Annotated in this window: 16 protein-coding genes; 1 reads left to right on the top strand and 15 read right to left on the bottom strand. The window is 41.7% G+C overall.

What is annotated here, in order from left to right; translation table 11 throughout:
* The 13 genes from SNAG_RS02845 to pbp2b form a co-directional block, all read right to left on the bottom strand.
* On the bottom strand, window positions 1–255 hold the full coding sequence (locus SNAG_RS02845) for a DivIVA domain-containing protein (protein WP_000028988.1): 255 nt from the start codon (window positions 253–255) through the stop codon (window positions 1–3).
* An 8-nt stretch (window positions 256–263) separates the two neighbouring features.
* A complete protein-coding gene (locus SNAG_RS02840; protein ID WP_096406331.1) occupies window positions 264–1,055 on the bottom strand; it encodes a YlmH family RNA-binding protein in 792 nt (263 codons plus the stop codon).
* Window positions 1,052–1,312: a YggT family protein gene (locus SNAG_RS02835; protein ID WP_000576501.1), complete on the bottom strand. Its 261-nt coding sequence runs from the start codon at window positions 1,310–1,312 to the stop codon at window positions 1,052–1,054. Before SNAG_RS02835 ends, SNAG_RS02840 begins: the two co-directional genes overlap by 4 nt.
* Window positions 1,312–1,842, bottom strand: coding sequence for a cell division protein SepF (locus SNAG_RS02830; RefSeq protein ID WP_096406328.1), 531 nt, complete (start codon window positions 1,840–1,842; stop codon window positions 1,312–1,314). Before SNAG_RS02830 ends, SNAG_RS02835 begins: the two co-directional genes overlap by 1 nt.
* 9 nt (window positions 1,843–1,851) lie before the next feature.
* Window positions 1,852–2,523, bottom strand: a complete 672-nt coding sequence (locus tag SNAG_RS02825; protein WP_096406326.1) for a YggS family pyridoxal phosphate-dependent enzyme — start codon at window positions 2,521–2,523, stop codon at window positions 1,852–1,854.
* A gap of 3 nt (window positions 2,524–2,526) precedes the next feature.
* Window positions 2,527–3,783 carry a cell division protein FtsZ gene (gene ftsZ, locus SNAG_RS02820; protein WP_000144251.1) on the bottom strand — a complete coding sequence of 419 codons (1,257 nt, stop codon included), beginning with the start codon at window positions 3,781–3,783 and terminating at the stop codon, window positions 2,527–2,529.
* A gap of 16 nt (window positions 3,784–3,799) precedes the next feature.
* Window positions 3,800–5,170 carry a cell division protein FtsA gene (gene ftsA, locus SNAG_RS02815; RefSeq protein ID WP_000196343.1) on the bottom strand — a complete coding sequence of 457 codons (1,371 nt, stop codon included), beginning with the start codon at window positions 5,168–5,170 and terminating at the stop codon, window positions 3,800–3,802.
* Window positions 5,171–5,386: 216 nt separating this feature from the next.
* Complete coding sequence (locus SNAG_RS02810) at window positions 5,387–6,091, bottom strand: YwaF family protein (protein ID WP_096406323.1); 705 nt, start codon at window positions 6,089–6,091, stop codon at window positions 5,387–5,389.
* A gap of 88 nt (window positions 6,092–6,179) precedes the next feature.
* Entirely contained in the window at window positions 6,180–6,791 is a 612-nt protein-coding gene (locus SNAG_RS02805; protein WP_096406321.1) for an NUDIX hydrolase N-terminal domain-containing protein, read from the bottom strand.
* Complete coding sequence (locus SNAG_RS02800; RefSeq protein WP_096406318.1) at window positions 6,778–8,151, bottom strand: UDP-N-acetylmuramoyl-tripeptide--D-alanyl-D-alanine ligase; 1,374 nt, start codon at window positions 8,149–8,151, stop codon at window positions 6,778–6,780. The genes SNAG_RS02805 and SNAG_RS02800 overlap by 14 nt, the downstream gene beginning before the upstream one ends.
* 82 nt (window positions 8,152–8,233) lie before the next feature.
* Window positions 8,234–9,277, bottom strand: a complete 1,044-nt coding sequence (locus SNAG_RS02795) for a D-alanine--D-alanine ligase (RefSeq protein ID WP_096406316.1) — start codon at window positions 9,275–9,277, stop codon at window positions 8,234–8,236.
* A gap of 175 nt (window positions 9,278–9,452) precedes the next feature.
* The gene (recR, locus tag SNAG_RS02790) at window positions 9,453–10,049 is read right to left on the bottom strand and encodes a recombination mediator RecR (protein ID WP_000966752.1); all 597 of its coding nucleotides are present in this window, start codon (window positions 10,047–10,049) and stop codon (window positions 9,453–9,455) included.
* Between the two features lie 10 nt (window positions 10,050–10,059).
* On the bottom strand, window positions 10,060–12,102 hold the full coding sequence (pbp2b, locus tag SNAG_RS02785) for a penicillin-binding protein PBP2B (RefSeq protein WP_096406313.1): 2,043 nt from the start codon (window positions 12,100–12,102) through the stop codon (window positions 10,060–10,062).
* Between the two features lie 255 nt (window positions 12,103–12,357).
* Between pbp2b and SNAG_RS02780 the strand changes: the two genes are divergently transcribed.
* Window positions 12,358–13,209 carry a MurR/RpiR family transcriptional regulator gene (locus SNAG_RS02780; RefSeq protein WP_096406311.1) on the top strand — a complete coding sequence of 284 codons (852 nt, stop codon included), beginning with the start codon at window positions 12,358–12,360 and terminating at the stop codon, window positions 13,207–13,209.
* A gap of 15 nt (window positions 13,210–13,224) precedes the next feature.
* On the opposite strand, the gene SNAG_RS02775 is transcribed toward SNAG_RS02780, so the two are convergent.
* Both SNAG_RS02775 and SNAG_RS02770 read right to left on the bottom strand, forming a co-directional pair.
* A complete protein-coding gene (locus tag SNAG_RS02775) occupies window positions 13,225–14,109 on the bottom strand; it encodes an ROK family protein (protein ID WP_096406310.1) in 885 nt (294 codons plus the stop codon).
* A 17-nt stretch (window positions 14,110–14,126) separates the two neighbouring features.
* The gene (locus SNAG_RS02770) at window positions 14,127–15,044 is read right to left on the bottom strand and encodes a dihydrodipicolinate synthase family protein (protein ID WP_096406307.1); all 918 of its coding nucleotides are present in this window, start codon (window positions 15,042–15,044) and stop codon (window positions 14,127–14,129) included.
* Between the last annotated feature and the right edge of the window lie 49 nt (window positions 15,045–15,093).

The following is a 15,093-nucleotide window of genomic DNA, read 5'->3' as shown; positions in this document are numbered from 1 at the left end:
TTAATAAAAAATAGAATCATTAATTGCTTCTGGTTCTTGCTCGCTTGTTACTGTTCTCTTAGGAATATCATTCGTATAATAGGAAAGACGCTCTTCTAGTTTTTTGATATAGAGTTCAGTTTCATCTTTGTATCGAATCATCTCCTCTAATTCAAAGTAAATCTTATCAAGAAAGAGGTCAACTTCTTCCTGATTGTAGCCTCTGAATGTTCTTGAGAAAGCTTTATCACTTATTTCTTGTGGTGTAATCGACATATTTTTTCTCACTTGCTTAAAAGTAGCCGGACTGTTAGTTTTTTCTTATCCTTTTTGGTCTGACCATTGTCTTTGACAACTTTCAAACGACCAAACTTTCTCACACTGATCAAATCTCCAACTGCGACCTGGTAATCAGATTTTTCAACCACATGATAATTTACCTGGACAGATTTTTTCTCAATCAGTTGACTAGTTTGATTTCTAGATAATTTCAAGGCACTTGATAAGAGGGCATCCAATCGAAAACTCGAAACTAAAATTTCTCGTTCTCTATAGTCAATTTTAGATTTAATCCTATCGGTAAAAGGACGTTCCTCCAGCGATACAGGAAGTCTGCCAATTTTTCTTATCCCATCTTGAAAAAGAGGAATAAAATCACGATTGACAAAAATCTGTGCTCTCTTTTCATCTACCAAGATATCACCAAATAATTTACGGTCAATTCCTAGCTGATTGATGATTGTTCCCAATATTTTTCCATGACTCAGTTGTTCAAACTTACTCGGATAGCAAATTTCTAACAGGGTCATTTCAAAATCTGATATCTCCGGTTCAAAGTAATCTGGATAAAGAAGAACACGAACCGACTCAGTCGGAAAAAAATCACCGCTACTTTGACAACCCAGTCCATATGTCCCAGCCAGCACCCTCAAGATCTGTTCTTGATGGGGATTGATAAAAGGGCTAAGCACTGGTGCATAGGTATCTTCCACCCGCTTAATCCACTCCAATCCTTTATCAATAAAAGGAATATCTTCATGGGAAAAATGCTGATAAATGGCTCGATTTGCTGTCATAGTAATAGGACTAGTCGTGTTAAGAGATTTCCAACAAACTGGATTAGAATAAGCGCAGCCCAAACAGTAAAATCAAGCCCCGCAAATTGCAAATTGAGCTTACGAAGAGGCTCGATAACTGGACGAGCAAGTCTAATGACTAAGCGACCTAGTTGACTTTCATAAGCATTTGGAAACCATGAAAGAAGAGCAAATGCAACGAGAATGATGGAGTAAATGCTAACCGCATTTTGGATTAAACGGATTAAGAAAATCATTATTTTGCTCTATTTCGTTTAATATCAAAACCAAACTCAGCGCTTTGTGATTCATCTGGAAGTTTGATATCTTCAATATTCACAATGACATTAACAGGAGTCAATAGATACATCGTGCTCGCAACTTTTTTCATATTTCCAGCCAAGACATGACGAGCTCCATCCAAGTAATCAAGGCAACGACGGGCTTGTACTTCTGTCATATATTGGAAATCGATCAAGATACTTTCATTTCCAGCTAACAAATTAACAATTTCAGTTGCATCTTCATATTTTCTTGGATAGCGAACGTCGATTGTTACTTTCTCATCAGAACGATGGCTTTGCATTGCCAATTCTTGTTGACGAGCATGTAAGCGAGTAATGTTTGCATCTTTTGCTGGTCCTGACTGAGCAGGTGCTGGTAATTCCTTAGAAGTTGAAACGGCTGGACGAACTGTTTCCTCTTGTTGAGGCTGGTAGTTAGTTGTTTCCTCTCCATCTTCTGTGAAATAATCTATAAATTTATCGAATTTATCTTTTAAAGACATAGCTCTCTCCTATTTAAAAAATGCTGTACCGATTCGAACAAAGGTTGAGCCGAACTGAATGGCTTCTTTGAAATCACGACTCATTCCCATGCTGAGTTCTGTCATCGGCATATTAGGGATTTGTTTTTCTCTAATTTCTGCCTGCAGAGCTTGTGTTTCTTTGAAAATTTCTTTCAATTCCTCACTATCTGCCTCAAAAGGAGCCATGGTCATTAAACCAACATACTCAATCTGATCTAACTTAGCCAATTCTGGCAAAAGTTCTAGCAATTCTTCTTTTGAAAACCCATGCTTGCTTTCTTCCCCAGAAATATTGACCTGCAAGAAACACTTGATAACCTGGTCTCTTCTCTTTTGAATTTCCTGAGCCAATTTTAGGGAGTCTAAAGCATGAAAGTAATCCACATATGGGATTACTTCTTTTACTTTCCGTCTTTGTAGTGTTCCTATTAAATGCCAAGTGACTGGATAATCTTTCAAGGCCTGATATTTTTCTAAGAATTTATCAACTCGATTTTCACCTATATGACGGACACCAAGCGGAAGCAAGGCTTCCGCTGTTTGTATGTCTACATATTTTGTCACTGCAATAACTGAAACAGCATCTAAAGCACGGTTGGCTTCTTGACTAGCATCAGCTATTTGCTGAAAAACCAATTCAGTATTTTTTTTCAAATTCATTGATTAACGATTTTTGAAGAATGGTGGTGTATCCAACTCATCTTCATCCTGTGAAACTGGTGTCTCAAAACGTTCTACTGGAGAAACTACTGAATCTGTTTGGCGGACAATTGATTCACGACGCAAATCCCAATCTCCAAAAGCAGAAGCTTGGTTCGTTTCAAAGCGACGTGGACTTGATTTAGGCAATTCTGCTGTTTCTTCCAAATCGAATTGACGGTCAAAAGTATGAGACTGTGGAGTTTTAGCTGATGGGCGGCCTGTTGTGTATGGCGCATGAGAACCAACTACTTTTTCCACTCGATCTTGACGAACACCTGTAGCCACAACGGTCACACGGATTTCATCTTTCATACTTTCATCGATTGATGTTCCAAGCCAGATGTTCACTCCTTGACCAGCTGCTTGGTTGACGATTTCTGAAGCTTCTTCTGCTTCAATCAAAGTCAAGTCAAGACCACCCGTAACGTTAACGATGACATCTTCAGCACCGTCAATAGTTGTTTCAAGAAGTGGTGAGTAAATCGCTTTACGAGCTGCTTCAACGACACGCTCTTCACCACTACCAATACCGATACCCATAAGGGCATTCCCTTTGTTTGCCATAACCGTTTTCACGTCGGCAAAGTCAAGGTTAATCAATCCTGGGTTCGTGATCAAATCTGTGATTCCTTGAACACCTTGGCGAAGAACGTTATCTGCTTCACTAAGTGCTTCAAGAAGTGGCGTTTTCTTGTCAACAATCTCTAGCAAGTTGTTGTTTGAGATAATCAATAGAGTATCAACATGCTCGCGAAGTTCGTTGATTCCTTCAACAGCGTACTGACCACGTTTGCTTCCTTCAAAACCGAAAGGACGAGTCACAACACCGACTGTAAGGGCTCCAAGATCTTTAGCAATACGTGCGATCACTGGGGCAGCACCTGTTCCAGATCCTCCACCCATACCAGCAGTAATGAAGACCATGTCTGCACCGCTGATTGCTTCCGTCAGAGCTTCTTCGCTTTCTTCTGCAGCCTTACGTCCAACTTCTGGACGACCTCCAGCACCCAAACCACGAGTCAATTTTGGACCAAGTTGGATAACTGTTTCTGCTTTCGTACTGCTAAGAGCTTGTACATCTGTGTTGGCTGCGATAAATTCTACACCAGCAACACCTTCGTCAACCATGCGGTTGATGGCATTACCACCACCGCCACCGACACCAATTACTTTAATAATTGCGCCTTGAGCTGCTGCTGTATCAAATGAAAATGTCATAATTTCTTATCCTCTTTTATTCATCAAACATGCTTCCGATCAAACCACGGAAACGTTCTGTTAGCTTCGGTTTACTTTGAGAACTTGCCTGGAATTCTTCCTTAGGAGCAACTGGAGCTTCCGTCACAGTTTCAGCTGGAGCTGCTTGTGTTGGACTTGGTTGCGCTACTGGATTTAAACGTTGATTTGGAATGCCAAAGTTGATTGGTTTTTGACGAAGGAATTCGTCTCCTTTAACCGCTTTTTGAGCAAGAAGATTCACTTCTGTCAATTTACCAGCAAACTCAGACAAACTAATCACATGAGCAAATGCAGGGTTGCGAATTCCCACTTGGTTTGGTACGTGAAGTTTTACGCGAACACCAAATACTTCTTGGGCCAATTCAACAATTCCTGGCAAAATTGCATTTCCACCAATAAGGACGATACCACCTGGCAAATCTAACAAGTGTCTTCTTTCAAGCTCTTGTTTGATTTGGTCAAAGATATGTTTGATGCGTGCTGAAATAATTTCTGCTAAGTAGCTTTCTGTCACTTCAACAGGTTCTACTTCACCGATTACTTCAACTTGGAAAGTTTCGTTACTTGCTAGTGGAACATAAGCTTCACCATAGTTCAGTTTCAAACTTTCAGCAATTTTTTGAGATGTTTTTAAGACTTTAGAAATGTCTTTTGTAACGTAATCTCCACCTTCTTGGTAGATGTTGGTGAATTGCAATTCCTGGTTACGGATAGTCGCTACAGTAGTTTGACCTCCACCCATATCGATGACAGTCGCACCAAATTCACGTTCACCTTCATTGAGAACTGAGTTTACGATTGCCAATGGTGAGATAATCACATTATCAACATGGATACCTACACGCTCCACTGTCTTGCGGAGATTGTGTAGAATTGTACGAGGTCCTGTGTAAAGCAGACCACGCATTTCCAAACGGACACCCATCATACCACGAGGGTCACGAATACCTTGAAATCCATCCACGATGAATTCTTCAGGAATAAAGGTAATCACTTCACGATCAGGAGTCATGCTCTTTGTCAAAGCTGATTTGACAACATTCTCAACATCCTGGTCTGTGATTTCTTTGGTATCTGAAGTAACAGGAATCATTCCTTGTGTTGGTTCGACCTGCAAGAGGTTTGCTGGAAGTCCAACGTTAACAGACTTAATAGAAATACCAGCTTTCTCTTCTGCCTGTGTGATTGCTGATTTGATCGCTGAAGCAGCTGCTTCAATATCAACAATAATTCCGTCTTTGACACCTTTACTTTTGGCGTTACTTACACCAATTACGTTTACTTCGCCATCTCTATGCTCAGCTACTAGCACTTTAATTGAGCTAGTTCCGATATCTAAGCCTGTAAAAAAACCATCTCTAGTCATTACATCGCATCCTCTCTATCTTCCAAGTTTCTCACTTCTATTTAATAACTATACTTGGGCATAGCTATTCACAGAATATTATAACACAAAAAATCCGATTGTGCTCAGATTTTGATAAATTTCCTAGTCATTTTTCGCTTTTTATTTCTATTTTTTTATCTTAACAGCCTAACTTTAAAAAAAGTATCGTTTTTTACAAAAAAAGAAAGCTTATATTTAAGCTTTCTTCACAAGTATTTTTTCTGCTTTCTGCTCTAAAAAAACTTCCAATACTTTCTTAGTCAAACTAATAGCTGTAGCTAACACCAGCGACACAATCAGATAATTGGCCACTAAGCCATGATCACCAACTAATGGTGGCTTTGTCAAGAAACCATAATCTCCTCCAGTCACTAAATTAACCACAAAAATCAGAGCATTAAGTGAAAAGGTTAATAAAACAATCCTCTTAACATCCAATAATTGAGAATCATAGTGTCTAAATAAATAAACCAAAGAATTTCCTAGAAGAGCTAGGTGACCAAAAATGAAAGATAGGATGGCTATGTGGGGAAAAGGATAGGCATCTGGTACTGGATAAACAAAAGCCGCTAGCGTTCCAAAGATTCCAAGTAGAGAAAAATATTGCTTGTACATTGACTTACCAGGAAGTAACAGCACTACAAACATCGCCATACGACAATGATAAAATGGTAAACTTTCTGACAGTGGCATGTGATTTCCCCAGTACCAACTGTAGAGAAGGATCAACTGGACAGCTTGCAAAATTTGGAAAAAACGTTGGTAGCCTTTTTTATCGTAATAGCGATAAGAAGCGTAGAAGGTCAAAGCTAATAACGTAAATAAACTTACATACCAGACAAGATCAAATTGGGGGGGTTCTGTCGCTTGCGTAGTAAAGAAAATATCCCATAAATTCATTTAATATTCCTCATTATTTCAAAATCTTCTCACATATTATACCATGTCAATCGAAAAAAATGAATTCAGAAATACGATAATAATCTTCTTAGTCAAGATATTGCTCTCTTTGTCCTTGATGAATTTGCCAAAGAATCTCCATTTGTTCTTTTGTGATGCGTTTTTCAGATAAGACTGGCAATTGGTCAATGGCAAAAAATTGAAGCTCAGCAATCTCTTGATTTTCTTGAAATTGTCCATCAAGAAGCTTACATTCAAAGACAAACTTTGCATATTGTTTGCTCTGCAGTTGGAAACGATTGGTATCAAAAACTGCAAGTAACCTTTCAGTTTTTGCTGTAAAACCGGTTTCTTCTTCAATTTCTTTAAGAATATTTTCGGTTGGAGAATATCCGACTTCACCAAAACCACCTGGCAAAGCCCAACTATCCTCCCCTTTTCCTCTAACTAAACAGACTTTTTCATCCTCAACAATCCAAGCGCGGACGTCCATCAGAGGAGTTGCATAAGCGGAAGTTGGTTTCAAGACTTCTGCAACTTCTTCTGCATCGAGGTCTGATACCTGATTCAACATTTCAGATAACAGACTTCGCAAGTCCTCGTAGCGCTCACGGTCGAAAGGATCTTTTGTAAAGGTTAATCCAGTATCCGTAATGGCTAGCATTCTTTGCAGATACTTGGCAAAATCACTTGCTCCCATTTTCTAAACTTTCTACCAACTTAGCTAGATTCATTGAGTTAGAGCCTTTGAGCAAGATTTGGTCATTGGCACTGAGGCTTTCCTTAACCTGCTTGACTAGGTCTTCAAATTGATCCTCGTCGGCTGTTTTCTTAAAGTAGAAAACGTGACCGATTGGGAACATTTGACTGGCCAGTTGGCTTAATTCCGCAATGTCTTCTCCATAGAAAATAACAGTATCAAGCACATCTGGAGAAAGGCTCAAAATCATCTGGTTATGGAGTTGGACAGACTGGCTACCTAATTCCTTCATATCTGCTAGAACAGCAATTTTCTTGCCTCCTTCGTTGGCTGGAATAGCCGAAAAAGTCTCCAAAATCAACTTCATCGCTGTAGGATTGGCATTATACACATCTGACAGGATATCTGCTCCATTGGCCGCTTTCTTCCACTCGGTACGATTACGCGTCAATTCGAGATTATGAAAAGCCTGACGAATTTGCTCCTCTGAAACTCCCTCTTGCAGGGCAACATATGATGCAATCATAGCATTAGTAGCGTTGTACTTGCCAGTTACTGGCAAATCAAGGGTTTGCTCCAAGAAATTAGCCTTAAAGGTCAGACTATCCTTGCGCTCAATCAAGTCTGTAATTTCCAGCTCTGCTCCTTGCCCAAAACGGACCACTTTTTTATCAGTGGGCAAATAGTCCTCTACAATGGAGTCGGCTGGTGCTAAAAGCAAGGAACCAGGCGCCATACCATCTGCAATTTGCATTTTCCCTTTAGCAATCTCGGAACGGTCTTTGAAAAAGGCCAAATGAGCTTCTCCAACCAAGGTCACGATGGCTGTCTTGGGGTGAGCCAATTCAGACAAGAGATGGATATCTCCAAGGTGATCCTGCCCCATCTCCAAGACCAACTTTTCAGTATCATCAGGCATATGAAGAACTGTATAAGGAAGTCCGATCTCGTTATTGTAATTGCCTTGTGTTTTGTAGGTCTTGTAGGTTGTTGACAGTAAATGCGCCAACATATCCTTGGTCGTTGTCTTACCATTTGAACCTGTAACCGCAAAGACATCAACCGCTCTTTTTTCAAGATAGTAGGCTGCGAGAGTTTGAAAGGCAGTCAAGATATCATCTACTAGAATGTAGGGATGATTTGCAACCTCTTTCTCAGTCAAGGTTACTACTGCACCATTTTCAAAAGCTGTTTCGATAAAGTCATGACCGTCACGCGCTCCCTTAAGGGGCACAAACAAGTCCCCTGTAGTAATCAAACGACTGTCAAACTCAGCCTTTTCTAACTGGGTATCCGCAAAAAGACTAACATCATTTTTAGCTCCAACAACTTGGGCCACTTCATGGATCGTTAATTTCATTTCTACTCCTTTAAAAAGGGGTGAAGTCCTAGAACTCTAATCACCTACAGTGACGGTTCCGTCTTCTACCCTCTCTTTCATTTTATAGCAAATGCGCTTCGCGCTTGTCAAAACTTTCCTTAGCAAGGTCAACCAAACGCTCGATTAGTTCTGGGTAGCTGATTCCCATATTGTCCCAAAGTAGTGGGTACATAGACCACTGAGTGAAGCCTGGCATGGTATTGAGCTCGTTTAGGAAAATCTCGCCCTTGTCTGTATAGAAGAAATCACAACGAGACAGACCGAGACCACCGATGGCACGGAAGGCTGTTTCTGCATTTCGACGCATGAAAGCTACTACATCATCACTAATCTTGGCTGGGATGTCCATGGTAATCTTGTTATCGATATATTTGGCATCATAGTCATAAAAGGCAACATCCTTGACCACTTCACCAGGAAGCGTGCTCTTCACATCGTAGTTGCCCAAAAGACCAACCTCGATTTCACGGGCATTCACCCCTTGCTCTACCAAGACACGGCTGTCATATTGGAAGGCAAGCTCCAAAGCTTGGCGGAGTTCCTCATGGTTTTCAGACTTAGAAATACCGACACTGGAACCCATGTTTGACGGCTTCGTGAAGACTGGATACGTCAGTTTTTCTTCAACTTCAGCGATTTTAGCAGTCACATCATCGCCTTCAACGATGGCCACATAAGGTACTTGGGCAATCCCAGCAGACTCCAAGACACGCTTGGTCGTGATTTTATCCATGGCAAGACTGGATGACAAGATATTGCAGCCGACATAAGGCATTTTCAAAACTTCAAGAAATCCTTGAACAGAGCCATCTTCTCCCATTGGGCCATGAAGAACTGGAAAGACCACAGCGCCTTCTTCGTAGATAGTACTTGGCGCGATTTTCTTGTCCCAGTCAATGGTCTCATTAGTCATGAGACGATCCTCTTGACCTGGAGTCTGGCTAAATTCTTGCGTTTTGATAAAGTCACCTGACTGGCTGATGAAGAAAGTCTTGACTGTGAAACGGTCGTAGTTGACCGCACGCATAACACTTTCAGCTGAAAGGACAGAGACTTCACGCTCTGCACTACGCCCACCATATAAAAGAATAATCGTTTGTTTCATATTGCTTGTCCTAATTCTAATAGAATACTCGTTCTTTAGTATATCATATTTGCTTCTTTTTTTGAAACTTGAACATGGTACTAGAATTTCAGAGAGATAAAAAGAGACCGTTAACATCAAATTCGGTCTCCTTGGTTTTTAACTAAATGAATTGAATTCGTAAATTTGTCCAAACTTACAACTCTGTCCGATTTTCAATGGCTCGTAAGAGTGTGACTTCGTCCGCATACTCGATATCTGCTCCCACGGCTAGTCCTCGTGCTAGACGAGTGACTTTGATACCAGCTGGTTTGAGCAAACGAGAGAGATACATAGAGGTCGCTTCTCCATCTGCTGTCGCATTGGTTGCCACAATAACCTCTGAAACCTCGTTATCCATGAGACGAGTCATGAGACTCTTGAGATTGATATCATCTGGGCTAATGCCATTCATCGGAGAAATGAGTCCATGCAAGACATGATAGAGTCCGTGGTATTCTTGGATGTTTTCCATAGCAGCCACATCGCGACTATCTTCTAGCACTAAGATGGTTGTCTGGTCTCGAGTCGGATCCGTACAGATCGAGCAAGGATCATCATCGGTCAAACGGCCACAGATGGAACAATAGGTTAATTCCCGCTTGGCAGATAGGAGATTCTTGGCAAATTCATTGACATCGTCATCAGACATTCCAATGGTATAGAAGGCGAGGCGGGTAGCCGTTTTGATCCCGATACCCGGAAGCTTGGAATAGCTATCAATCAGCTTGGCAATAGGTGTTGGATACAGCATAAGTTCCTTTCTAATTCATTGGATGGTGTTGGTTATAAAGGTTGATAATGTCGCGCGCAATGGAAGGTCCAACACCGTTTGTTAGATTGGTGTTATGAGGAAAGACGACTGCGACCGCAATTTGGGGATTATCCGACGGTGCATAGGCGACGGCATTGGTGTTATTAGCTTTTTGACCGCCATTAACGTAACTTTCGGCAGTACCCGTTTTCCCACTGATGGATACGGCTGCGCCATTTGAAAAGGCACGACCTGTCGTAAGGGCACTCGTTCCATGCGAAACTTGATAGAAACCTTGGTGCAAGATAGCCATATCGGCTTCTGAGATATTGACCTTGTTCATTTCCTTGGCAGCTGTTTCCTGAACTAGACTGCCTAAGCCACCTTGGTCATTGTTGCCATAGATTCCTTCAACGATGTGAGGAGCTAAACGCACACCATTGTTTGCAATGGTTGCGACATACTGGGCTAACTGCATCGGTGTGTAGTTATCAAACTGACCAAAGGAATTATTGATATAGTTCCCCAAATCAAATTCTTTTGGCGTGAATCCTGTGGATTCATCTGGGAGGTCAATCCCTGTTGAAGCTCCGAGTCCGTATTCCCCAAAGGTTGATCGCAATTTGCCCATTGCAGTCTCTAACTGTCCCGTTGCAGCCACCATGTTTGGCGTGTAGGTCTGTCCCATGATTCCTAGCGCGGTTTGAACCATGTAGGTATTAGAAGAGTACTCTAGAGCCTCAACTGCTGTGATCGGGAAAGAGCCATAGGACAAGGTGTACCATGAATTGATAGGGGCCGAACCTTGGAAAACAATCGGCTGGTCTGTCAAGGTTTGATTGCCTGACAAGACTCCATTTTCCCAACCAGAGCTGATGGTCGCTGCTTTAACAACAGATCCTGGTACAAAGACATTGGTTATCGTTCCAAGCGAATCTGAACTTAATTTCCCGGATTCGACATCATGCTTGACACCTGACATCGCCAGAACTGCACCGGTTTTAGGATTGAGGGCTACAGCGTAGACTCCTTCAGAATATTTGGCTCCACCGTTACCCAACTCTGAGTTGAAGTAGCTCTTGAGTAGGTCATCCACACTATTCTGGAAAGCTAGGTCAATCGTTAACTTGATATTGTTTCCTTTGCTTCCTTCTTCGACATTTTCCACACTTTCCATATTTCCGTGCTTGTCGAGGTGGATTTCCTTGACGGAGCGTTTGCCTTGAAGGACGTCTTCATATTGCTTTTCAAGATAGGAAGTCCCCACTCGGTCATTGAGAGAGTATCCTTTCTTGAGATAAGCGTCAACTTCCTCTGCTGGAAGACCTGACTTTTCACTGGAAACACTACCGACGATAGACGATAAAGAAGTGTCCAGTACTTTTCGGTCCCATGAGGTTGAAATGCTAATGCCCGGTAATTCCTTGGACGCAGAAGCTACAAGTGCAACTTGCGTATCATCCAAGGCATCTGTTGAAATGGTTCCAGTTGCGAAATTTCCAACTGCATTGAGCTGGCTAAACAGATAGATTTCCTTTTTTTGCTCATCTGTATAATTGAGTTGACTCACGTCAATACTTTCAACCGCATTATTGTAAAGTGTCGCTTCCGATAAGCGATTTCCATCTGAATCCAGGCGTTTGTCACTTGGAAGGGCCTCGACTGTCTTCTTGTAGATTTCTTGGTCAGCTAAGTAATAGTCCGCAATCTGACGGTCTGTGAGTTCAGGGGAAGTGACATTCACATACGTCAGCAGTTTTTTAGCCGTCTCCTTTAACTCTGCTGCCGTCATCTTATTGTTTCGTGTGAAAGAAACAACTTGCTTGAGTGTGTTTTCTACCAAGGGTTTGCCTGTTGCATCGTAGATTTGGCCACGAGCTGAACTGGTTGTTACCCTAGTCTGGCTGGCTGATGCCAACTTTGCCTCATAGAAGTCTTTATTCAGTACCTGCATGTATAACAATCGACCAATAATGGCCATAAAGAGCAGGATGACAATCGCAAACAGTAAATTAAGCCGAATCGGAATCGAGTGGCTATTAAATTTTCTCATACAACTAAGACCCTTTTCTAGAAAATTGCAGATCTTCCGGATAAATCTCAGCTAAAAAATACTAGGATTTGACCGAAGACCAGTACTTTTCATTGTACCATATTTTATGGAGAAACTCTTGGAAAAGTCTATCTCTTTTTTGAGATTTCATCCAAAACGCATTTTTATTTTGTTATCCAACCTTCTATGATATAATGATAGTAATAGTTAGGGAAGCGTCAACTTTTAAGACTTTGACTCATAAAAAGGAGCCTCATGAATAAGCCAGATATCGCAACCATAATCGATCTCCATTTTGAAGAATTAACTGAGCTCGAGCAAGAAATCGCTCGCTATTTTTTGCAGTCTGATACGATCCAAGATGATCTTTCTTCTCAGCAAGTTACCCAAAAATTACATATCTCACAAGCAGCTCTGACTCGCTTTGCCAAAAAGTGTGGTTTTACAGGCTACCGAGAATTTGTTTTTCAATACCAACACCAAGCTAGTAAACAGGACATCCATTCACACAAACACAGTCCCTTGACCAAACGTGTTTTGCGAAGCTACAGCATCATGCGAGAACACACGCAGGATTTGATTGATGAAGCGCAGCTTGAACGAGTTGCCCAGCTAATTGATGATGCGGAACGGGTTTACTTTTTTGGGACGGGAAGTTCTGGTCTGATTGCCCGTGAGATGAAATTGCGCTTTATGCGTCTAGGTGTTGTCTGTGAAGCTTTGACCGATCGGGATGGCTTTGCTTGGACGACCAGTATCATGGATGAAAATTGTTTGGTGCTAGGTTTTTCCTTGTCTGGCACTACCCAATCCGTCCTAGATAGTTTGCTGGATGCCAAGGATATGGGTGCCAAGACCATTCTCTTTACCAGTTCTCCTAGCAAAGACTCTCAGGCCTACACCGAAACAGTCCTAGTCGCAAGTCATAGCCAATCTTCTTACATCCAACGTATTTCCGCTCAACTTCCTATGCTCTTTTTAACAGATTTGATTTATGCCTACTTTTTAGAAATCAATCGTGAGAGCAAAGAAAAAATCTTTAATAGTTATTGGGAAAATAAAAAACTCAACGGCTATCGTAGACAAAAACGCGCTAGAAAATCCTAGTTTGGTCCAACCAAACTAGGATTGTTTTGTTTTGAAATGATAATAGGCTCCCAACATACCTGCTGTATTTTGGTGATGAGCAAATTCTAATCGTGTTTTTTCAGCTAGACTTGGTACCAAGGCCGCCTTCAAGGCTGTGCGGATCTTTGGTTTGAGGATAGCCTCTTGTCCCATGATACCGCCACCGAGAATGACTACTTCTGGATTGGCAACGTAGCAAATATTTGCCAGACCTTTCCCAAGGTAATCTACCATGCGGTCAATACCTGCCATACAGATTTTATTTCCTTCAGTGGCTTCCTTGAAAATGCGTCGGCCATTCCACTGATCAACTGGATCACCGTGAGCTGTTGCTACATACTCAACCAAGGCTGTCGTAGAAGCAAGATCCTGAAAAGCTCCATCCTGCATGTGCATGTAACCAACTTCGCAGGCCGAATTGCTAAATCCATGGAAGACTTTCCCATCCATAATCAAGCAACCACCGATACCGGTTCCAATGGTCAAGCAAAGTGTGACACTCGCTCCCTTGCCTGAACCAGATACTGCCTCAGCCAGACCTGCACAGTTGACATCATTTTCAATCTCACAAGGAATAGCAAAACTCGTCTCGATTTCCTTCTTGAACTGGGTTCCTGCGTAGTTAGGAATTTGAGGGCCAGCATAGAAAATCTCACCCTTATCTGGATCCACCATCCCCGCAGAAGAAATGGCAACACCTGCTACTGGGCCTTTTTCTAAATAGCTGGAAACGATATCTTTTGTCTTTTGTAAGATATGGGGGCCACCCTTATATGCCTCAGTTGGCATTTCATGCGATTCAACAAGTTGGCCTTCTTGGTCAATCAAACCATATTTGATGTTGGTTCCGCCAATATCAATTGCAACGTAGTGTGTCATAAATACCTCCTTATGGATTAGAGGAAGCGCTCCTTGGTTTCACGAATCAATTGCGCTGCTGCTTCTACAACTGGGCGATCTTCTTCAGTTACTGGTGTCAATGGGGAACGAACTGAACCAATATTCAAACCTTCATTGATCTTCAAGACTTCTTTGATCACACCGTACATATTTCCATGTGCAGCAGTCAATTTACCAATGATTGCGTTGATATCGTATTGCAATTCACGCGCTGTTTCCAAGTCTTTTTCAGCAATCAACTCATTGAGTTTCAAGAAGAGTTCTGGCATCGCACCATAAGTACCACCAATACCAGCTTTGGCACCCATGAGGCGACCACCTAGGAATTGTTCATCTGGGCCATTGAATACGATGTGGTCTTCTCCACCAAGGCTGACAAAGGTTTGGATATCTTGAACTGGCATAGAAGAGTTCTTAACACCGATAACACGAGGATTCTTCAACATTTCAGTATAAAGACTTGGAGTCAAAGCAACACCTGCCAATTGAGGAATGTTATAAATCACATAATCTGTATTTGGAGCTGCAGCACTGATATCGTTCCAGTATTTGGCAACTGAGTATTCTGGCAAGCGGAAGTAAATCGGCGGAATCGTTGCAATGGCATCTACTCCCAAGCTTTCTGCGTGGCGAGCAAGTTCCATACTATCCTTTGTATTATTGCAAGCAACGTGAGCAATGATAGTCAATTTTCCTTTGGCAACTGCCATGACTTCTTCCAAAATCAATTTGCGATCTGCCACACTTTGGTAGATACATTCACCAGAAGAACCATTGACATAGAGACCTTGAACTCCCTTATCAATGAAGTATTGAACCAAGGCGCGCGTACGTTCTGGACTGACTTCTCCTTGATCATCATAACATGCGTAGAAGGCTGGAATGACACCTTCGTATTTTTTCAAATCTGACATAGATTTTCTCCTAAGATTTCTTTTTTTCTGCTGAGAGCAGTTCTATTTT

Source organism: Streptococcus sp. NPS 308, assembly GCF_002355895.1.
GTDB lineage: Bacteria > Bacillota > Bacilli > Lactobacillales > Streptococcaceae > Streptococcus.
Note: the sequence above shows the minus strand (reverse complement) of the source record. Positions and strands in the feature narration are given on the sequence as shown.